Below are 21,816 nucleotides of genomic sequence, written 5' to 3' on the forward strand. Positions count from 1 at the left end.
TTATTGTAAATTTATTCCTGCATTTCTTATTTGTCCTCTAAACATCTGAACCCATACTGTACTTCCATTTCTAAATGTCTGTTCATAAGTCAATACTCCTGCTGCCCTTGCAGAAGCATTGACAGTTGGCACTAGATTTTCTGGTTTTGTAGCAACAGATTCAAACAATCTCATATACCGCATTTTTGAAGCCATACTAGTTGGGTTTACATGCCCTGCAGCATCCCTAAATATATGTCCTAATAAACTCTCTGAAGGTCCCATAAACCTCCCTACTGGAACTGCTGAACAGATTTTCAAACTAGACTGAAACCCGGATAGACTATTACCATATCTATCAGTGCCAGTAAACTTGGCTTTAATTCCATCCCATCCTAAAGCTATCGGATTCAATTGATCTGTTTCATAAACAAATCTATGCAAATGATCCATAAAACTACCACTGCCATCTCCTCCATAATATTCTCCGCCTGAAGTTAATCCTTTTTTCACAGGTGGATCAATTGGATGCACTGCGTGATTTAATCCACTAACGACAAGTCCTGCTACTGCTCCCTGCCAGAAATTACCACCACTCATTGCTGCTCCAGCTCCACCTGAAACAGTTCCAAAAGCAATCATGCCAACTGTGTTATTCGCTCCTAAAAAACCACTTATCCCTTGATGGTTAAAGGTCTCTGTAAAACTTGCTCCACCAAAACTATGTGTTTCAGGGGCACTCGAGCCTCCACTCCATGCGCTAGATGCAATGCTGCTTAAAGCTCCAGCAGCAAAACCGCTCCAGAATTTACCTCCAGAAATTGCAGTCATAGACCCTTGAAAAGTTCCATGAGCCGCTGCTTGAAACGCTGCCTGTGAGTAAAAATTGGTAAACAGATTTGTGGCCGCACTACCTATACCAAAAGTCACCGCAGAGCTTGCTGCTCCAATAAATGTTGCTTTAACCAAGCCTCCAACTGTAAAAGGAACATCGGCAACCAATGCTGTAATGGTATAAGTCAATGCTGCAATAGCTGCTCCGATACCAACCGCGGCTAAAACGCCAATTTCTGCAAATTCTCCAGATGGATCTGTATACTTTAACGGGTTATTAAGAACGTAGGCATACTTATTATAATTCTGCGTATTATACGGCTCCTGAACATAATTGTCAGGTTGCAGGAATCGGTGCAGTTTTGGATCGTACAGACGCCCATTCATATGGATGATGCCAACGCTCTGCAGATGCTCATGTCCTGTATATCCCCTGTCTAAAACAGTCAAGCCAGCAAGAGTATTGCCTACTCCATCCTGAACCTTCAATATGCTACCCCAAGCATCAAATAATCGCTTCTCCACAACCGTCCCATTCTGGTCGCTTATGGCAACAATGCTTCCCTGATAATCTCTGTGCAAATATAGGTAATTCTGCGCAGTTCCGTTGCTTTTTAAGACAATAGGCGCACTGTATCCATCACCGCCTATGTAAGTCACAAATTCGATTTCACCCGTTGCAATATTATGCTTAACCTCCATAGTCCCATCTGCAGAATAGTGCTTGCGGTATGTTCTTAGAAGTTTGTTATTATCCAGATTTCCATAAAACATGGAGCTTCTGTCATTTCCATCATTATAGGTGAAACTGATTTTATCCACTCCTGCCTCTTCAATTTGCACAGGGCTTTTAAAGGTGTTGTAGCTTATCGTCAGGTTAGGTTTTGCCGAATAATAGCCTAATGCTTCTGTAGTAGACACTATCGCTTTATTCTGGTAGGTCTTCGCTCCGTCATATTCGTAGATTCCCACACTGTTCTGAGTAATTCTACCTTTATCGTCATAAACCTGGGTTTCTTGGATGCCTGCTCCGTTGGTGTATTCCGTCAGACGGTCCAGACCGTCGTAATTGAATGTTTCGCTTCGGCCGAACAGGCTGTTGGTGCGGCTGTTCAGGTTGCCTCTTTTGATTTCAAAATCGGTATTCAGCGTCATTATGTTTATAACTGACGGACTGGTCTTGTCATGTCTGATCTGTCTTACGTAGCCATACTGGTCGTACGTATTGGTAACAGAAATTCCGTTTCCGAATGCTCCTACTGTAACCTGCCCCCTCTCATTGAAAGAATTGGGCTGCCATAAAACCTGCTGCGTGGCATCATCCACAATCTGCCATGGAAAACCATTGTAGTAGATATTTTTTATGGTCTTTGAGCTTGTCTTTCCAGAAGCCGATGCTGTAGATGTCTCTTTAAGGATTCTTCCCTGCGTGTCAAATGACAGCTCTTTCGCAAAAACAGCATAAGGCGTCGTTTCTGTTGTTTTATACAATCGTTTTAAACTGTCATATTCGTAGACATTTGCTATGGTCTTGCTTTCTGTATTGTCAACAAAAGTAGAACCCGTTATCTGGTTTAGCGAATTATAGGCATAAGTCGTCTTGCTATTTGTATTGGTGCCTGAAATTGTCTTTTCGGTCGGTTTTCCTGCCGCATCATACACAAATGACGTTGTTCCGTTTGGCGTAGATTCTGTTAGTAGCTGTCCAAAAGCATCATAGCTGTACGTATACACTCCCGCACTCGGATCGGTCAGTTTTACTTTATTGCCCCAGCCGTCAATCACAATCTGCACCTTGTTGCCTTGGTAATCCGATTCTTTTAACTGCCCGTTGGCAAAATAGGTAAAATTGATTGTTCCTCCTGGATCTGTAGTCTGAATCTTATTGCCTAAAGCATCTACACTGGCAGTAGTCTTTTTCCCATCATCACTGCTTATGGTAGTCATACCCTCATAAGAAAAAGTCTGTATTTTTCCTGTCGGCGATGTGATCTTGGTCGGCCTCATTAAAAAATCGTATTCATAAACTGTCCATAGGCTTGGAGCAGAAAAATACGGTTCGCTTTCCTTCTCCTTTCTGCCAAGCGCATCATAAACAACCTGCTTTGTTACCATGCTATTAATAGCAAATCCTTTGGTTGAGTTTTTAACCACTCTGCCCAAAACATCATATTCTGTAAAGGTTTTGGCATCCAGACTGTTTGTTGTCGTCACGGTATAGCCTCCTGAGCTTAATTTGGCATAGACATTTGTGGTGGTGATCGGTATGGCAGAAGAACCCGTCACTGTAGAATTCGTTAACTTGCCCCAGCCATCATAAACAAAATCGCTGATGATCCCCATATAGTCTGTCGACTGGGTTACCTGCCCCAAATTATTATAGGCAAAATTAGTTACAAACCCTTGATGGTCCGTCTTCTTAACTACAAAACGCTTGGTTGAGTCATACTCGTCTTTTATTGTTCGCGGAGCCGGCGCTGGAGATGCTGTCGGAGCCGAAACTGTCTTTGTCAGAAGATTGCCCAAAGCATCATAGCTCATGTCCTCAACAATTGCGTACGTATTATGCCCTTTCTTCTCTGTTTTTGTCAAATTCGATCCTGAATAGGTGTAGGCTTGCTCCGAAGTTCTTGTGTCTCCTGAAGCTGTATTTCTGGCTGTGGAAACCACTCTTTTCGGTCTTCCGATATAATAGGATGCTCCCGCTCCCGTAGGGTTGTTATCATATTCCGTATCAACGGCAGTGCTTCCCTGAAGTGAAGAGCCACTGTAACTATTTGTTACGCTTCTTACTTCAAGACCATAATAATTTCCACTATCTGCGCCTCCGTCATAAGAGTAGATGGTCTCTCTTCTTACTCCTGTAAGATGGTCTTGAACTATCTGTTTATTTAGCAAAACATTGAAAACACCATTATTCGAATCTGGAGCCCCAGCATTTGGCGCTGAAGCTGGACTCGTAGAGGCTACAAATGTATTATTGCTACTTGCGCTGGCAATAAAGCCAGGCTTTAAAATAATCTGCGGCGCGTTGTAATTTACTGCCAGACCATCATTTATAGAGGAAGATGCAGTAATTAAGCTGCCTGCTTTAAAAGTTTGGCCTGTGGTGACAGGCGTAACAATATCAATATTATTCGGAATTGGAGTTGAAGATACCATATCGCCCCCTCCTTTGGTGTTAACTGCAAAAACATTGGTCTTTGTAGTTATTAAATTGCTCGGTACGTTATCAAATACCGTAGATCCTGTAGTGCTTGTCCAAGTAATAGTATTTGCTCCGCGAAGATTTGGATCATTATATTGTGTAGTCCATATTTTAGGATCTGACTCTGACAGATACCAACTGCTTCGTGCAGTCCTTGTAAAGCCTACTGTTCCATAATTGAAATTAGAAACAAACCCTCTATACCTAAAATCCTGATATTTAGAAACTCCGTTAATAGTTGCTGTAAGTTTTGAAACTAAAAAACTTTCAGAATTTCTTAGGATTTCAATGTTTGGATATGCTACATTATCACTGGAAGAATAAAAATCAGTAGATGCAATACCTAAACCACTATTTGCGGCTTCCATTGCTCTGTATTCAATCTTCTGTTTTATGTTGCCACTAGCTTCAGTTACTTCAGTAAGTCTGTTTTCAGTATCAACATTTTTATTAAACTGATAATATTCAATTTTATTGTAGTGCCCCCTGATAACCACAAGATCGGTATTGGCACCATCATATTTATAATTTGAAGTAATCGGAATTGGAATATCTGGGGAATTAGAAAAGATAACCCCAGAATCATACCCTATTGTAAAACCAGTAGTACCAACTTTACCAATATTATTTGTAAAGCCTGTTACCTGCCATTCTGTATCGTGGTTATTAATAGTCCAACTATCCTTAAAATATTTTCTCCATACACGAACAAGGTCAGATTTGCCATCTTTATTAATATCAATTGCATAATAATTACTAAAATGCCTTTGTGTATTATAAGTACTTTCTGTATCAGGCCAATATTCTACTATATCATGTGATTCCTTAATAAAAAATTCTCCTCCTGCTGGATTTGGATTACTATAATAAATATGCCATTTTATCTGACCTTGGCCACCTAAATTATCTGGCAGCATAAGGTCAGCTTTTCCATCTCCGTTATAATCTCCAAAAATTATCTGCTTTCGAAAATCACAATCAGGCATAACACCCTCACCTATAATTTCTAATTGAACCCAAGGCGCAACAGCAAGTTGCTTTAAGCTAAAAACTTTATATGTTTTATCATTTTTTAATGTTAGAATATCTGATTTCCCATCGCCATTAAAATCCATTACAAATTGCTTGTTCCATTGATTTCTAACACGAATCTCAGAAGTTGTTTGTATTCTGGCATAAGCTGGAGTACCCAGCACATTGGAACTGTTTGGGTTTAAATCTATAAAATAATACTCCAAACCTTCATCTATCGTCTCATAAGTACATCTTCCTTTATGTTTCGGGTCTTCATCTCCAACTATATTTTTTACTACAACCTGCTGGTTTTTGTTAGTGATAACAAATACATCAGAAATACCATCACCGTTAAAATCTCCTTCCAAATAAATATTATCATTTTTAAGATCATATGGCACTTGATTCATATTCGTGCAACCTGGATTTTGCTCGTTTGTTATTTTATTATCGAAAGGAATGCTTCTATTATAGCTGTTTACTGCTGTTCCTGTATTCAAATTATATACATTGAACACCAGATTATTTAAGGACTCCGAAATCCTAACCACCGATTGAAACTGATTTAATTTATTATTAGTTAATGTTGTGGCTGCTAATATTTTGCCATCAGTTGTTATAAATGGCAATGCAACAGGTGCATTGCCAGCAGTACCATTAAATAAATTAGTATAAATTTGATTACTTGCTATAAAATCTAGCCTTCCATCTCCATCAAAATCCCCTGCAAGATCTGTCTTATCAAAAGCAAGATTATTGGTATAAACTTTCTCTGTTCTTTCTTGTTTAAAAGGACTAGATGCGTAGGTAAATACAACAGGATTTGATGCTTCCATCTGTCCATTAATTTCTTGAATGCTTTTTATTCGCTCATAGCCTAATCCATTATCAGCTTCATGCTGGACCTGATAATTTCTGAACAGAGCATTATTAGCATAAACCTGTATGCTTTCTAATATCTGTGAAGCATAAACTGCCTGCCCTTTTAAATAATCCCTCTCGATACGTTTAGCACCTCTGTAGGTAAAAGCTATCTTATTCTGCGCGGCAATTCCTGCCGCCGCATTTCCGCTAAAAATAATCGTATCAATATACAGCTGGTTTGTGCTGTTATAAGTAATAGTTTTGTAATTATAATCTATAAAATTTCCATTTGGATCCTCATAGTGTACAATATACCAAGAATTCAGCGAAACCGAATTCTGAAGGCTTCCCGATCCTTTAGACCCATACCAGCTTCTTGACCCGTCTGGAGCTGTAACTACAAAATAAGCTGTTGTGCCTTCAACTTTAAGCTCTATTCTGGTGTTGCTTTTATATTCTGTTTCGTAAGTGGAGCCTGGTGCCCAGTAGGTGCCAGATTTTATTAGTAGACGCTGTCCATCAAGAGCCAGCTTATCATTATCATCAAAATCAACCCCATCTACAAATCCATCTATATCGCGTCTTGTACCAATACGGCTTATAGCAGAAATGCTGTTAATACTCCATCCTTGACCGGCTATACCTCCTCTCACTCCGCTGCTGTAAACCAGATTTATTATGGGCGCAACATTTTTAATGCTTGGCGGAACAGCAATAGGCAATGTATAGACCGCTGTTCCAGATGATGAAATCTGTAATTCTCCTTTTGTATCACTAAAATTCTGTCCAAAAGAAAAAACTGAAAATAAAAAAATAACGTAATAGTATATTTGCTTCATATTCAAATTTATTGTTTAATAATTTTAATCGTTTTCTGTTCCCCATCCTTATAATTAAGAACCACTAAATAGACCCCTCTCGGATATTCTCCAAAGGAAATGATCTGGTTATCTGTGCTTTCTGTTCGAGAAAAATTCTGCAGAACCTGACCCGATATTCCATAGACCGTAATAGAAGAAACCTTGTTATCGTTTACCAGTTCCCATTTTAAATAAAGCTGTTCTTTTACGGGATTGGGATAATAGGAAATAACATCTTCTTTTGAGAATTTAAGCAGATCGTCTTCGGTAACCGCTTCCATTTCTTTGGCTTCATCGACTGTTTTTCCTGTAGGATTGCAGCCTGAAAGGCATAAGCTTCTCAAAATCTGATTTCCTGCTGAATCATAGCTGAAAGTAATTTTCTGCTGGGCATTTGAAAAAGCGCAGATCCCAAAGAATAAAAGTGTAATTATTTTTTTCATATTTTGTTTTCAAGTTTTTCTAAGCGTTTGTTTTGTTCTGATATTATAGTTTTTAGTTTTTCTGTTTTTTTATCTTGTTCGATTATATAGAGTGTCAGCTCTTCAATTTTTTTCAGCAGATTCAAATTCATTTCCGCCATCATTAATCCATTCGTTCCAATTTCTTTAGCAGAAGGTATTTCAGGCAAATGGCTATTTTCCTTAATGTATTGCGCTACCTCATTTAACGGTCTCAATTTATAGTCGTTTGCAAAAACGTAATCAGGAACCATTCCTGCATTAACAGTAACTTTCACTTCTTGAGCATGAATATTTCCCGCAACAGTAAGTTTTGAATCTGGATTAGCTGTACCGATACCAACATAAGCATTAGAACCTTTTATAACCAAAGCATCTGTATAAAAACTTTCAATTTCCCATCTGCTTGCGGTTGTTTTAACCTTAAAACTTAAATTTCCCCAATTAGTATCGGCATCGCTTAAAGCTATTTTTGCACTTAATACATTTCCAGTACTTGAAACTCTTGTTAACGCTAATCTGGCATCAAATGGGGCACCATCTCCTTTGCCTCCGTGAATATTAACTTTTTCAATTGGAGCATCTGTTCCTATCCCTAAATTCCCATTAGAAACATAACTGCTTCCTGTACCTGAAATTTTTAAATTTCCAGCAGATTCTACATCGCTCTTCGAATCCAGAAGATAGCGCCAGCCGTCCCATGTATATTGCTGATAAAATGCGCTTCTGTAAAGAATTCTTCCTCCATTCCATGTATTATCAAAATATAGCTGCGAAGCTAAATGGCCTCCCCTTCCGTTTATCTCAAGCAGCGATCCATATTCAGATGGCGCATTTAGTCCTCCATAATTATCCCAAAGCCTCATAGACATTGGATTTACTCCTACTCTTGGACCACTATTAAAATCTTTTTGATCTTGGCTCCAATTCAAACTTTTAGAGCCTAAATTCCCATCAAAACTCTGACCATAACAAAATGCGTTAAGCACAACCGCAAAAAACAACACGACCTTTTTCATATATTCTATTTTAATTTTTCTTCTATTTCAGAAAGCCTTTCTAAAACCTTTTTTAAATTTTTATTTTCTTTTTCCAATGCTTCGACTCTTAATGATTGTTTATTTTTGCTTTTTTCCTGCTCAATAATATAAAGAGTCAATTCCTCAATCTTCTGCAAAAGCTTAGCATTCATTTCCCCAAGATTAATTCCATTCTTCAAAACCTCTTCTTCACTTGGAATATTCTCTAAATGGCCTTTTTCTGCGATATGTTTTTCAACTTCTTCAAGTGTTGGCAAATTATATTCTTTTTTAAATACAAAATCTGACCAGCCAGTCATATCAACTTTTACTTCTTGTGAATGTATAGTTCCTTTAACATCAAGTTTATTTGTTGGATTTGCCTTACCAATTCCAACATTGCCATCTATAAGAAAAAGTTCATCCTGATATCCTTTAGAATAAGAACTTAAAATTAATCCCATACGAGAATTTGTACCCGATGCAAAACTTAAATAGCTTCGTATCTGTGGACCTTGCAAATCATTACCATAAGCTGTAAAAATAATTTTACTACCTTTTCCTCCGTAGTTTTCATAATTACGCAATACTAAATCTCCACTAACATCTAACTTCGCTAACGGATCCGAATTACCTATACCAACATTTCCGTTTTCGTCTGTTATTACTAATTTTTTCCATCCACCCCATTGTGTATCTCTAGGAAATGCATTTCTATAAAAAATGCCTCCATTATTAAAATTTAATTGATGGTTTTTGTCTCCTGTATTATCCTGATTTGCCCATGGCGATATACTAATATTTGTAGACCAAACCCCATCTCCCGGAGCTCCAACAACACTTCTCTGTTTAAAATCAGCTCTCAAACTTCGTGAAGAGAAGTTTGGCAAATCGTTCATTGCTCTAGAATCTATTATATCTAAACTAATTGCTGTTTGTGCATTAATACTAATAACAAAAAATTGTATTAGTATTGCTAGTAATATCTTTTTTATCATAACTTAATTGCTTTCAAGTTTTATTAATCTATTTTTCATTTCAGCATTTTCCTTTTTCATTTCAATCATATACAAAGTCAATTCCTCAATCTTCTGTAAAAGCTTAGCATTCATTTCTCCAAGATTAATCCCATTTTTCAAAACTTCTTTTTCACTTGGAATGTTTTCTAAATGCCCTTTTTCAGCAATATGTTTTTCAACTTCTTCAAGTGTTGGCAATTTGTATTCTTTTTTAAACACAAAATCTGACCAGTCTGTCATATCTACTTTTACTTCTTTGGAATGGATTGTGCCGTTGACGTCTAATTTATTTGATGGATTCTCTGTACCAATTCCAACATTCCCATCTATAAGAAAAAGTTCGTCTTTATAACCTTTAGAATAAGAACTTAAAATTAATCCCATACGAGAATTTACTCCTTCAGCATAAGTCAAATAACTTCTAATCTGTGGTCCTTGAAGATCGGTTCCATAAGAGCTAAAAATTATCGTATTTCCCTTTCCTTTTTCATTTTTGTAATTTCTCAACACTATGTCTCCATTTATATCCACAGCTTTTAGTGGAGTTTCTTTGCCAATACCAATACCTATGTTACCTCCAAATGAAGCTCCACTGAAAAAATTTGTTTGACTACCATCTCCTGGTATATAAAGTAAGCTACGCAAGGGCCCATCATGTCTTTTTGCAATAATTTCAAAACCTTGATCATATGTCCAGTCATCAGTTAAATACATCCTAAGACGTGAAGATCCATTGTGAATATTGCCTATAGATTCGTTTCTAATAAAATGAGATTCTCCCCAACCATTAAAAATTAATGAATTGCCAATATATCCTTGAACACCTATAGTAACATTGTTTGTGGGTGACAAATCATTTTGAGCTAAAGCTAAACTGCTTCCACATAAAAGAAAAAGCATTACAAGAACTTATTTATTTTATTTTAGAAGAACGTTGACTTTTCAGTGCTTTTATTTCTTCATTTTGTTTTTCATTTTCTTTTTTCATTTCAATCATATACAGTGTCAATTCCTCAACCTTCTGCAAAAGCTTAGCATTCATTTCTCCTAGATTAATTCCGTTTTTCAAAACCTCTTCTTCACTTGGTATATTTTCTAAATGTCCTTTTTCTGCAATATGTTTTTCAACTTCTTCCAATGTTGGCAGATTATATTCTTTTTTAAATACAAAATCTGACCAGCCTATCATATCAACTTTTACTTCTTTGGAGTGGATTGTGCCGTTGACGTCTAATTCATTACTAGGATTCAATATTCCAATGCCAACCTTGCCAGTAGTAGTAATACTTATTCTTTCAATACCATTTGTTGAAAAACCTAAAAAACCGCCTCTCATAGAGGTTCCACGATAGAATGAGATAAAACCATTTTCTTCCACATCATAATACTTCATTCCTAATCTAAAGGCTTCTACATTAATAGGCTGAGTTGTTAATGATTTTGCGTAAAGAGAAAAAGCTGCCTCACTACTATTTGCTAAAATAGTTCCATAAGAATTATCACCATTATTTACATGCAGGCTAGCTAGGGGATTGAACGTTCCAATTCCAACATTCCCATTTGATTTGATTGCCATTTTTATGCTCTCGTTTGTCACAAAATTAATTGCGCCATAATCACCTCCTTTTTTATTGTTTATGATATTCAGATCAAAATAATTCCCAAATCTTACGCCTGCTAGAGTATATCCAGAATTAACTTCGAAATCACAACTATCATGATATCCTAAACGAACAATACTGCTTCCTCCTGTTCCTGTTCCAAATCTGGCAAAAGAAGCAATCACTTCACTATTGTTTGTGTTTAAAGAGTTAGAAACTTCAAATTTTGCAGTAGGGTTTTTAACACCAATTCCAATATTTCTTTCACTCGACATTGTCAATGCGGTGCCCCAAGCTCCATAATCAAAGTCTAAAAAAGCAACAGACGCATTATCACGTGAAATAATACTCCAAGGTCCACCCGTGTGGCGATATGGAGTGAGCATCATTCGGGTAATCTGCCCCTCTCCGGATGGAGAAACCTGATTGCCAATTTTTAAACTGGTATCAAAATTTACTGTACCGCTTGAAGGAACAAAGTTTTGTGAATATGTAATATGCCCAATAAATAGTAAAGCAAACAATTTAAAATCTTTCATAATTAAATCGATCATTATTTAGTTTTCTTAAGTAACAGAATATCTTTTTTCATTTCTGTATTTTCTTTCTTTATAATTTCATTTTCTTTTTTCATTTCAATCATGTAAAGTGTGAGTTCCTCAATCTTCTGTAAAAGTTTAGCATTCATTTCCCCAAGATTAATTCCATTCTTCAAAACCTCTTTTTCACTTGGAATATTCTCTAAATGGCCTTTTTCTGCGATATGTTTTTCTACTTCTTCAAGAGCTGGAAGCTTATACTCTTTTTTAAACACAAAATCTGACCAGCCTTCCATATTTACTTTTACTTCTTGGGAGTGTATTGTGCCCTTGACATCTAACTTGTTTTGCGGATTTGATTGCCCAATACCTACATTCCCATTATAATTCCATGTCATTACTTGCTGATCTGGTATTGAAGTTGTGTTTTGATTACCATTAACAAATAATTCTAGTTTACTTCCAGTAGTTCCTGTTCCTCCATGACCAATTCTGAATTCTGCATGTTCATTCCAACTATAGCCATTACTTCCGTTTCTCGAAAGCTTTAAAACTGATTTACTTTCGACATTTTGTCCATTTGGTCTACTTTCGCTTGTTTCCCATGAATTTAAAGCTCCTAAAATAGTTTGATTTCCTGTGAAGGTATTTACTCCTCTTGTTGCCAATTCATACCATGCTGGATTAATTGAATTATCGATTTTCCTAAAAAACAATTTATCATTTTCACTGTAAGTAGAAGATAACTGTAGTTGGTAATTATTTTGAGAATTTGCATGTCTAATAACAAACAAATGTTGCCAATCATGGCTATTGTCTGGTGCTTTTCCTACAGCATGAGGTCCTCCATATGCTCCTGAAAATAAGGAAGTCGTAAAATCCTGTAAATAAGCAGCGTACCCATTTCCTATTTGTTGAGAATAAGAAGCAAGAGTATTTATAAAGATTATTGTTATAACTAATTTTAGTTTCATTTTTGATTACTGTTTTTTATCTTCAAAAGTTCTATTTCTTTATTTTGTTTTTCAACTGCATTCTTCAAGATTTGATTTTCTTTTTTCATTTCAATCATGTAAAGAGTCAATTCTTCAATCTTCTGTAAAAGCTTAGCATTCATTTCTCCAAGATTAATCCCATTTTTCAAAACCTCTTCCTCACTTGGAATGTTCTTTAAATGCCCTTTTTCAGCAATATGTTTTTCAACTTCTTCTAAAGTTGGCAAAGTATAATCTTTTTTAAATACAAAATCTGACCAGCCAGTCATGTCTACTTTTACTTCTTTGGAATGGATTGTACCGTTTACGGCTAATTTAGAGTCGGGATTTATTGTTCCAATACCTACATTACCTCCTTTAGCATTTAGAATTAAATTATAAAAAGCATTCGGATCATTAAAATCTTGTGGTTGTATCCATCCATAGCTTTTGATATTCATTCCAAAATCTAATACTTCTCCTGCTCCACCTGGAGAAGATTGAAGCCTTAAAAGAGCTGTTGAGTTTTGTCCATTTATAGGGCCTCCTTGATCTCCTGCATTTTGATCACCAACAATTGTTAGCTTTTGCTTTGGCGAACTTGTTCCAATACCTACATTTCCATTCACATCAATTTTTAATCTTTCAAAACCATTTGTCGAAAACCCTAAAAAACCGCCCCTTATAGAAGTTCCACGATAGAATGAGATAAAGCCGTTTTCTTCAGTATTATTATGTTTTAGTCCTAATCTAAAAGCTTCTGAGTAAACGGGCTGTGTATATAAAGATTTAGCATACAAGGAAAACTCTGATTCACTGCTCGTTGCCAAAATTGTTCCGTATGAATTATCACCATTATTTACATGAAGTTTAGCTTGTGGAGCTAATGTTCCTACTCCCACGTTTCCTACTAATTCTATTTTATTTTGGGAAACACTGTTGAACGCACTGAACACCATAAGTGCTAAAAAAATATTTTTTTTCATAATCTCTTTTAATCAAATCAATTTTACTTAAAATTCTATAGCTATCTTCAAATACACCTCAATAAATAAAAGTTTTTTCTTACAAATAAATCAAAAATAATTATACTGAGCAAACTAATAAAATAAATACAAAACAACTTTACGGCTTTCCTCATTTTGAAAAATTTTAATAGAATATAACTGAAGTGACAATAGCTTCTTCATAAGCCAAAAAGAATCTCATTTTGATTTCTCTTTCAATTAAGAATGCAAAAAAACTGTACAAAGTCAGAAAGACATTTACACAGTTTCCACTTAAATCATTAATTTATTTTAAGATATAACAATAAAAAAGTTTACTCTTTTACTAAATTCTCAAAATCCAATCGATACTAACTTATTAATAAGGAAGACAGTAAAAAGCCAAACCCCTAAAAACTAACTTTAAATATTATTAAATTTTTAAATCTCACGGTTTTTAGAAAAATTTTAAGAAACCTTACTTTTCAAATTACTATATTTGGCGCACTTTAAACAAACATACTCCCTCTTTTTAAGAAACAAAATTATATAATCTGCTGTACTCTAAATGAAACCCACCAAGTTCATATATGTCGTTTTACTATCGCTGCTTTCTTTTTTTAGAGGTACCGAGACGTATTCGCCGATTTATAGTGCTAGCAGCTGCATTACCTTAGATAGTGTTGCAGCAGACGATACGCAAATTTTTTCTTCTGACTTCTCTTCTTCTAAAAATCTAGAAGTTCATTATAAGCTCAAAAAGAAAATGAAATGCAGAGCGACTACTTTGGAACAAAGTACGATCAAAGCTCCGTATTTTAGCAATTTAGTCAACTTCAAAGTCTATAAAGAGACTTTAATATATGGTATAGCTTCAATATACCACATCGAAAGACATCCTCATCTTCATTTGTATCAGCTTTTCTAGGCTTTAAATTTTTGTCGTTTTTATATTTAGAATATTTCTCGTTTGCTTATGCAATTGAGCTTTTATTGCTATAAAAACATTCTCAAAACGGTACTTTTCTAACAGAGAAGCATCCGAATCCCTTTTTATCTTTTGTTTCGATTGTTTTCGCAAACAGAATCCAAATTCATACTCCCGATATTTATTATCAAGGGAGAAAATCTATTTATTCAAAAATTTAAACCTAATGATGAGCATTTATAAAAATCCATTTCTTTTATGCACCTTGGCTTTATTCGTTTTAGTCTCGTGCGGAGATAAAGCAAAAAAAGATTCAAACAACATAAAAACGTTTCCTATTTATAAGGTTACTTTAAAAGACACTATAGTTTCGAGCAAATTTGTTGCCGATGTACATGCTAAAAATAATGTAGAAATTCACGTTCGTATTCCTGGTTTGTTAGACAAGGTATACGTTAGCGAAGGACAAAAAGTAAAAAAAGGGCAAATCCTTTTTAAAATAAGCGATGTTGAACTTCAGATTCAACTTCTAAAAGCCGAAGCCGTTTACAAAAGTGCAAAAGCCGATTTAAGAATAGCAACTGTAGAACTGGAACAGGCTCAAACCCTTTTCAATAAAAAAGTAATTGCAGACAAAGAATTAGAATTATCTAAAGCAAAATATGAAGCCGCTTCCGCTAAAGTAGCCCACGCTGCTGCAGAAAAGAAAGCAATTGACCAACAAATTAGCTTTACCACTATCCGCGCGCCATTTGACGGAACAGTTGACCGTATTCCGTTTAAAGAAGGAAGTTTAGTAGAAAATGGTTCATTGTTGACTACTGTTTCTCAATTGGACGATGTGTACGCCTATTTCTCAATTCCTGAGAACACTTATTTCCAAATGATGGAGGACAAAACCTTAAACACGCAAGGCGATATTAGATTGGTATTACCAAACGGACAAGTTTACGATCAAAAAGGAGAATTAAGAACTGCTGATGGAGATATCGACAAACAAACAGGTTCTATTCAATACAAAGCAAAATTTCACAATCCGCAAGGATTTATCAAACACGGAACTTCTGGAAAACTAATTATTTCAGAGCCAAAAACCAATGCAATTTTAATTCCGCAGAAAGCAGTTTTTTCTATTCAGGACAAACAATACGTTTTCCGCGTGAACAAAGATGGAGTAGTTAAAATGACGAATGTTACAATCGAAACGACTCTAGATGATGTTTATATCTTGAACGAAGGTCTAAAAAGCGACGACCTAATTGTGCAAGAAGGTACGCAATCATTGAGAGACGGCGATAAAATCAACATGAAACAAATGTAGGTTATCGACCTGTAAAACAGTTATTTAATTATTTATCTAAAAAATTTAAAATGATAGAGTTATTTATCAGAAGGAAAATATTGTCATTAATCATCTCGGTTATGATAGTCCTTCTGGGATTGCTGGCGTTGTTTCAGCTTCCCATTACCCAATTCCCAGACATTGTACCACCGTCTGTAACCGTTACAGCAAAATATACAGGAGCAAACGCAGAGGTTTCGGCCAATGCCGTCGCCCTTCCGTTAGAAAGAGCTATCAATGGTGTGCCCGGAATGACGTATATGTCAACCGTAACTTCCAACGATGGTTTGACCTTAATCCAAGTTTTCTTTGAAGTAGGAACCGATCCCGATCTGGCCGCCGTAAACGTGCAGAACAGGGTTACTACGATTTTGGATGAACTTCCAGAAGAGGTAATTCGTGCTGGAGTTACAACCGAAAAAGAGGTAAACAGTATGCTGATGTACTTGAACATTACAAGTACCGACAAAACTCAGGACGAGCAGTTTATCTTCAACTTTACCGATATTAATATTCTTCAGGAATTAAAGCGTATTGATGGTGTCGGACGTGCCGAAATCATGGGTCAGAAAGAATATTCGATGCGTGTTTGGTTAGATCCAGAAAAGATGCTTTCGTATAATATTTCGGCAAATGAAGTTATCAATTCACTTCAAAAACAAAACATTTCTGCTGCACCGGGGAAAGTCGGTGAAGGTTCAGGACAAATGAACAATCAATTACAATATGTAATTAAGTATGGCGGAAAATTCTTCGAGCCAAAACAATATGAAGAAATTCCGTTAAGAGCCAATTCAGACGGAACTATCTTAAGATTAAAAGACATTTCAAAAATCGAATTTGGTGCCATGAGTTATGGCATGGTTTCTAAAACCGACGGAAAACCTTCTGCATCCATCATGCTAAAACAGCGTCCAGGTTCGAATGCTTCTGAAGTTATTGCGAGCGTAAAAGAAAAAATGACCGAATTAAAAGGCTCTTCTTTTCCTCCAGGAATGGAATTCAACATTGCGTATGACGTTTCGCGTTTCCTTGACGCTTCTATTCATGAAGTATTAAGAACTTTGGTTGAAGCTTTTATTTTGGTGGCATTTGTCGTTTTCCTTTTCCTTCAAGATTGGAGATCTACTTTGATTCCTGTATTGGCAGTTCCTGTCGCGCTTATTGGTTCGTTTACGTTTATGTCGATGATGGGCTTCTCGATCAACTTATTAACGCTTTTCGCTTTAGTACTTTCGATTGGAATTGTGGTCGATAACGCCATTGTCGTCGTCGAAGCCGTTCACGTAAAAATCTCCGAAGAACATATGTCGCCAATGGAGGCTACCATTAGTGCCATGAAAGAAATTACAGGTGCCGTTATTGCAATTACGATTGTAATGGCTGCAGTATTTATTCCGGTTGCTTTCTTGAGCGGTCCAGTCGGGGTTTTCTATAGGCAGTTCTCTTTAACCATGGCCATTAGTATTGTGATTTCGGGTATTAACGCCCTTACCCTTACTCCTGCCCTTTGCGCTATTATGCTAAAAGCGCATGATCCAAATAAAGAGAAAAAATCGCTTTTAGATCGTTTCTTCCACAGATTCAACCATTGGTTCGATAATATTACTTCAAAATACATCAAAGTATTGGTGAAGTTTGCCGATCGTAACACCGTTACAGTGGGTATATTAGTACTATTTTGCTTTTTAACTTGGGGAACAACCAAATTTTTGGCATCTGGATTTATCCCGACTGAAGATCAGGGAATGGTTTACGTAAGTGTTACAACGCCGCAAGGAGCAACGGTAGAACGTACTGAAAAAGCTTTGGACGAAGTAACTAAAATTGCTCGCGGAATTAAAGGTGTAGACAACGTAACAACTCTTGCTGGATACAGTATTGTAACTGAAATCGCTGGAGCTTCATACGGAATGGGAATGATCAACTTAAAAGACTGGAGCGAACGTGATATTTCGGTTACCGAATTTATGGCCGAACTTACAGAAAAAACCAAAAACATTACCGATGCGCAAATCGAGATTTTTGCGCCGCCAACCGTTCCAGGTTTTGGTAATACCAGCGGTTTTGAGCTTCGTTTACTGGATAAATCTGGAGGAAGTATTACCAATACCGATAAAGTAACCAAAGAATTCATCAAAGAACTAAATGCTTCGCCAGAAATTCAGAATTCATTTTCGAGTTTTGATGCCACTTTTCCACAGTATTTAATCCATATTGATTATGATTTGGCTGCTAAAAAAGGAATTTCGGTAGACAATGCCATGTCGACTTTACAAACCATGTTAGGTTCATTTTATGCAACCAATTTTATTCGTTTTTCTCAAATGTATAAAGTAATGGTACAGGCAAGTCCGCAATTCCGTCAAAATCCAGAAAGTATTTTGGATATGTATCTGAAGAATGAAGCTGGCGAAATGGTTCCGTTTTCTACTTTCATCAAATTAGAAAGAGTTTACGGACCTGAGGTTTTAACTCGTTACAACATGTACATGTCGGCTATGATTAACGGTGAACCTGCTGAAGGTTACAGTTCTGGAGATGCCATTGCTGCTGTTGAAAAAATTGCAGCGGAAAAACTTCCTAGCCGTTTTGAACTAGAATGGTCTGGTATGACGCGTGAAGAGATTTTATCAGGAAACCAGACGATTTACATTTTTGCGCTTTGTATACTTTTTGTATACTTATTACTGGCGGCACAATACGAGAGTTTATTGCTTCCGTTCCCTGTATTATTAAGTCTTCCGGTTGGAGTTTTCGGTTCTTACATTGCACTTGTCATGGTCGGACTTGATAATAACATTTATGCCCAAGTAGCACTCGTCATGCTGATTGGTCTGCTCGCCAAGAACGCCATCCTAATTGTTGAGTTTGCGATGGCACAAAATAAACTCGGACGCGATATCGTGGAAGCGGCAATTGAAGGAGCGAGACTTCGTTTCAGACCAATTTTGATGACTTCTTTTGCTTTTATTTCAGGATTGATTCCGTTGTGTATCGCTTCTGGTGCAGGTGCAATTGGTAACCGTTCGATTGGTACAGCAGCTGCGGGAGGAATGTTAATTGGAACTGTGTTTGGTCTTTTAATTATTCCTGGGCTTTACATACTGTTTGCAAAATTGGAAAAACGAATGAGTAAATCTTAATGCGTAATTTTTTAAACACATAGATTCATAGGATTTAAAAAGCGTAAAAAAGGCATTTCACTAGCATAAGCACACATAGGCTATGTGTTAGAAACTAGTTTCTTTCAACTCCCTTTTCAAAAAAAAAAAACCTATGTTTCTATATGTTAAATAAAAAAATGCACAGAAGATTCAACAAATAAATTAAACAATGAAAGAGATATTAAATCAATATAAAAATACTGATATGATAAGGACAACCAAAAGCGCCATTGTAATAACTGGAGTTTTACTTATAACGGCTTGTTCGGCACCAAAAGTCAGTAACAAACTAGACGCAGCAAAGCTTCCAGAAAATTTTGATAGGGAGAAAAAAGAAGCTTCAACTGAGGCTCAGCCTTTTATTCCGTTAAAAACGGAGACATTTTTTAAAGATCCCAAATTAGAGGAACTATTAAAAAAAGCCATTACCAAGAATCCTGATTATTTAATCATGCAGGAAAGAATACTAATTGCTAATTCGCATTTAAAAGTAGCAAAACTAGCACTTCTTCCCTCTTTAGATCTTGTGGCCGATGCTTCTGGAACACATTACGGAAAATATACAATGGATGGAGTTGGTAACTTTGATACCAATTTTTCTCAAAATATTAGCGATAAACAAAGAATCAACGAAGATGTTACTCCTAACCTATTTTTGGGAGCCAAAGTTTCTTGGGAAGCTGATATCTGGGGAAAATTAAGCAATCGGAAAAAAGCGGCTCAGCAGCGATTTTTTGCTTCTCAGCAAGGAATGCGTTTGCTTCAAACACGTCTTTTAGGAGATGTTGCTGACTTGTATTTCAAATTGATCGCTTTAGACAAACAAGCCGCGATTTATGATAATAACTTGAAAACGCAGGAAAGAGCGCTTGATATTGTTTCAGCACAAAGATCTGTTGGGAAAGCGACAGAATTGGCTGTACAGCAGTTTAATGCACAAAACAATAACATTCATGCCGAAGCGTCAGAATTAAAGTTAAGCATTGATCAGACTGAAAAAGCGCTATTAACACTTTTAGGCGAATATGGCGGAAAAATTGACAGAAGCAGTGATTTTTTGTCTGGACATTTGGAGGTTTTAAACCAAAAAATCAGCGTGGATTCTATCATTCACAAAAGACCAGATGTATCTGAAGCTTACTTCGAATTGTTAGCCAGTAATGCAGATGCCAAATCGGCTCGTGCCGCTTTTTTCCCAACTGTAAATTTGGGCGGATATGCAGGATTCAATTCGTTTTCATTCAACACTTTCTTTGATGCTGGTTCTTTTGCTTGGCAGATATTGGGCGGACTGACAGCTCCCGTTTTCAACAAAGGACAGATCAAACAAGAGTTTTATGTTTCCAACAGAAGACAGGAAATTTCATTTCTGCAATACCAAAATACGGTTACAACAGCCTTCAACGAATTAAGTGCTCTATTGCATAGAAATCAAGCTTATGAAGATGTTTTAAAATATAAATTAAACGAAATTGATCATCTCGAAATTGCCGTAAATGTCTCAAACGATTTGTATTTGAGCGGTTATGCTAATTACTTGGAAATCATCAATGCACAAAAAAATAAATTGCAGGCAGAATTGGATTTTGTCGATATCCAACTTCGAAATGCAAACTCACAAGTATTGCTTTATAAGGCTTTAGGCGGAGGAATAAATTAGTTTATATGTTGGTCAAAAATGGCTTCTGTTTATAATAGCTCATCGCAGAGGTTGTTTTATATCCCATTTCTTTTTGAAATGGGATTTTTTTATTAAAGTAACTTATTTTGCCGTTTTACTTTTTACCTTTATTCTAAAATACTAAAATTCCGTTGATGGATATTTCTAAAATTCTGGATCACATACACCAACTTCCCGAGCAGTCTAAACTTGCTCTGCAAAACAATGTTACAGAAATAGCATTTTCTAAAGGGCACATTTTGCTAAAAGCCAATAAAGTAGAATCGAATATTTATTTTATAAAGAAAGGATTAGTAAGAGCTTATGTAGAAAGAGATAACGAAGTTACTTTTTGGTTTGGAAAAGAAGGTGAAACCATAATTTCAATGAAAAGTTATGTTGAAGATCAGCCGGGTTATGAAACCATTGAACTTTTGGAAGACTGCGAATTGTACGAACTTAAAACAGAAAACCTAAGAAAACTCTTTAATGAAGATGTTCACATAGCCAATTGGGGACGAAAATTTGCCGAAAAAGAATTGATAAAAACCGAAGAACGTTTGATTTCCAGACAATTCAAAAATGCTTCTGAACGCTATTTGGAATTAATGAAAGACCATCCTGAACTCCTTCAAAGAGTTCAACTAGGACATATTGCTTCTTATTTAGGAATTACACAAGTCAGTTTAAGCAGAATACGTGCAGAAATAAAATAACTTCATTTTTTATCATTTGTTAAATTTTTTCTGATTTCCATAAAAGAACTTTGCATCACAAAATTTTAACTATATGAACTGGATTATTTTAATCATCGCGGGTCTATTTGAAGTAGCCTTCGCATCATGTCTTGGAAAAGCAAAAGCAACTACTGGAACCGAAATGTACTATTGGTATATTGGTTTCTTTATATCATTAACGGTAAGTATGCTTTTATTAATGAAAGCTGCAGAAACGCTTCCTCTAGGAACTGCTTATGCTGTCTGGACAGGAATTGGTGCTGTAGGAACGGTTCTAGTGGGTATCTTTGTTTTTAAAGAACCTGCAGCCTTCTGGAGATTATTTTTCTTGGCAACATTGGTTGGTTCTATTGTTGGGTTAAAGGCCGTTTCTCACTAAAAATATTTTTTACAATTATCCTCAACTTTGTCAAAGTTTGAAACTTTGACAAAGTTTTTTTTGTTTTTAAACTCGTTATTTATCAAATTTCCCCACTACTAAGCCCCCAATCTTGTCATTTCGACGAAGGAGAAATCTTCACAAGTAACTCCGCAACGAAAGTCCAATCTTTCAAACCCAGATTCCTCGTTCCTCGCAATTGACAAACTGTTGACACAAACTGCTCCTATAACTTTGTCAAAGTT

At 36.2% G+C, this 21,816-nt stretch carries 14 protein-coding genes; 6 read left to right on the forward strand and 8 right to left on the reverse strand.

The genetic code is table 11. The features are described 5' to 3' along the window. From SOM12_RS19715 to SOM12_RS19750, 8 genes are read right to left on the reverse strand one after another with little or no spacing between them, the layout of a single operon-like run. Positions 1-6,738 carry an RHS repeat-associated core domain-containing protein gene (locus SOM12_RS19715; RefSeq protein ID WP_320495035.1) on the reverse strand — a complete coding sequence of 2,246 codons (6,738 nt, stop codon included), beginning with the start codon at positions 6,736-6,738 and terminating at the stop codon, positions 1-3. A gap of 8 nt (positions 6,739-6,746) precedes the next feature. Beyond that, positions 6,747-7,202, reverse strand: a complete 456-nt coding sequence (locus tag SOM12_RS19720) for a T9SS type A sorting domain-containing protein (protein WP_320495036.1) — start codon at positions 7,200-7,202, stop codon at positions 6,747-6,749. After that, positions 7,199-8,239 carry a tail fiber protein gene (locus SOM12_RS19725; RefSeq protein WP_320495037.1) on the reverse strand — a complete coding sequence of 347 codons (1,041 nt, stop codon included), beginning with the start codon at positions 8,237-8,239 and terminating at the stop codon, positions 7,199-7,201. Before SOM12_RS19725 ends, SOM12_RS19720 begins: the two co-directional genes overlap by 4 nt. Before the next feature lie 5 nt (positions 8,240-8,244). After that, complete coding sequence (locus SOM12_RS19730; RefSeq protein WP_320495038.1) at positions 8,245-9,237, reverse strand: tail fiber protein; 993 nt, start codon at positions 9,235-9,237, stop codon at positions 8,245-8,247. Between the two features lie 3 nt (positions 9,238-9,240). Continuing rightward, positions 9,241-10,158 (reverse strand): hypothetical protein, encoded by a 918-nt coding sequence (locus SOM12_RS19735; RefSeq protein WP_320495040.1) that lies wholly within the window; start codon positions 10,156-10,158, stop codon positions 9,241-9,243. A 13-nt stretch (positions 10,159-10,171) separates the two neighbouring features. Then, complete coding sequence (locus SOM12_RS19740; RefSeq protein WP_320495041.1) at positions 10,172-11,413, reverse strand: hypothetical protein; 1,242 nt, start codon at positions 11,411-11,413, stop codon at positions 10,172-10,174. Beyond that, entirely contained in the window at positions 11,413-12,372 is a 960-nt protein-coding gene (locus SOM12_RS19745; protein WP_320495042.1) for a hypothetical protein, read from the reverse strand. The genes SOM12_RS19740 and SOM12_RS19745 overlap by 1 nt, the downstream gene beginning before the upstream one ends. Next, complete coding sequence (locus SOM12_RS19750) at positions 12,369-13,358, reverse strand: hypothetical protein (protein WP_320495043.1); 990 nt, start codon at positions 13,356-13,358, stop codon at positions 12,369-12,371. The genes SOM12_RS19745 and SOM12_RS19750 overlap by 4 nt, the downstream gene beginning before the upstream one ends. A 568-nt stretch (positions 13,359-13,926) precedes the next feature. Here SOM12_RS19750 and SOM12_RS19755 point away from each other — a divergent pair. From SOM12_RS19755 to SOM12_RS19780, 6 genes are all read left to right on the forward strand, one after another. Continuing rightward, positions 13,927-14,286 (forward strand): hypothetical protein, encoded by a 360-nt coding sequence (locus SOM12_RS19755; RefSeq protein WP_250835870.1) that lies wholly within the window; start codon positions 13,927-13,929, stop codon positions 14,284-14,286. A gap of 226 nt (positions 14,287-14,512) precedes the next feature. Beyond that, the gene (locus SOM12_RS19760) at positions 14,513-15,607 is read left to right on the forward strand and encodes an efflux RND transporter periplasmic adaptor subunit (RefSeq protein ID WP_320495046.1); all 1,095 of its coding nucleotides are present in this window, start codon (positions 14,513-14,515) and stop codon (positions 15,605-15,607) included. Positions 15,608-15,657: 50 nt separating this feature from the next. Beyond that, positions 15,658-18,774 (forward strand): efflux RND transporter permease subunit, encoded by a 3,117-nt coding sequence (locus tag SOM12_RS19765; protein WP_320495047.1) that lies wholly within the window; start codon positions 15,658-15,660, stop codon positions 18,772-18,774. Between the two features lie 190 nt (positions 18,775-18,964). Then, positions 18,965-20,455 (forward strand): TolC family protein, encoded by a 1,491-nt coding sequence (locus SOM12_RS19770; protein ID WP_320495048.1) that lies wholly within the window; start codon positions 18,965-18,967, stop codon positions 20,453-20,455. Between the two features lie 155 nt (positions 20,456-20,610). Then, entirely contained in the window at positions 20,611-21,171 is a 561-nt protein-coding gene (locus SOM12_RS19775) for a Crp/Fnr family transcriptional regulator (RefSeq protein ID WP_320495049.1), read from the forward strand. A 73-nt stretch (positions 21,172-21,244) separates the two neighbouring features. Then, positions 21,245-21,571, forward strand: coding sequence for a multidrug efflux SMR transporter (locus tag SOM12_RS19780; protein WP_320495050.1), 327 nt, complete (start codon positions 21,245-21,247; stop codon positions 21,569-21,571). The last annotated feature ends 245 nt before the right edge of the window (positions 21,572-21,816 follow it).

Origin of the sequence: Flavobacterium sp. CFBP9031, from assembly GCF_034044945.1 — a bacterium.
Taxonomy (GTDB): Bacteria; Bacteroidota; Bacteroidia; order Flavobacteriales; family Flavobacteriaceae; genus Flavobacterium.

Bases quoted from the DNA above. Each gene is read 5' to 3' on its own strand.
- SOM12_RS19715 (WP_320495035.1), bottom strand. From the start codon at position 6,738: ATGAAGCAAATATACTATTACGTTATTTTTTTATTTTCAGTTTTTTCT.
- SOM12_RS19720 (WP_320495036.1), bottom strand. From the start codon at position 7,202: ATGAAAAAAATAATTACACTTTTATTCTTTGGGATCTGCGCTTTTTCA.
- SOM12_RS19725 (WP_320495037.1), bottom strand. From the start codon at position 8,239: ATGAAAAAGGTCGTGTTGTTTTTTGCGGTTGTGCTTAACGCATTTTGT.
- SOM12_RS19730 (WP_320495038.1), bottom strand. From the start codon at position 9,237: ATGATAAAAAAGATATTACTAGCAATACTAATACAATTTTTTGTTATT.
- SOM12_RS19735 (WP_320495040.1), bottom strand. From the start codon at position 10,158: ATGCTTTTTCTTTTATGTGGAAGCAGTTTAGCTTTAGCTCAAAATGAT.
- SOM12_RS19740 (WP_320495041.1), bottom strand. From the start codon at position 11,413: ATGATCGATTTAATTATGAAAGATTTTAAATTGTTTGCTTTACTATTT.
- SOM12_RS19745 (WP_320495042.1), bottom strand. From the start codon at position 12,372: ATGAAACTAAAATTAGTTATAACAATAATCTTTATAAATACTCTTGCT.
- SOM12_RS19750 (WP_320495043.1), bottom strand. From the start codon at position 13,358: ATGAAAAAAAATATTTTTTTAGCACTTATGGTGTTCAGTGCGTTCAAC.
- SOM12_RS19755 (WP_250835870.1), top strand. From the start codon at position 13,927: ATGAAACCCACCAAGTTCATATATGTCGTTTTACTATCGCTGCTTTCT.
- SOM12_RS19760 (WP_320495046.1), top strand. From the start codon at position 14,513: ATGATGAGCATTTATAAAAATCCATTTCTTTTATGCACCTTGGCTTTA.
- SOM12_RS19765 (WP_320495047.1), top strand. From the start codon at position 15,658: ATGATAGAGTTATTTATCAGAAGGAAAATATTGTCATTAATCATCTCG.
- SOM12_RS19770 (WP_320495048.1), top strand. From the start codon at position 18,965: ATGAAAGAGATATTAAATCAATATAAAAATACTGATATGATAAGGACA.
- SOM12_RS19775 (WP_320495049.1), top strand. From the start codon at position 20,611: ATGGATATTTCTAAAATTCTGGATCACATACACCAACTTCCCGAGCAG.
- SOM12_RS19780 (WP_320495050.1), top strand. From the start codon at position 21,245: ATGAACTGGATTATTTTAATCATCGCGGGTCTATTTGAAGTAGCCTTC.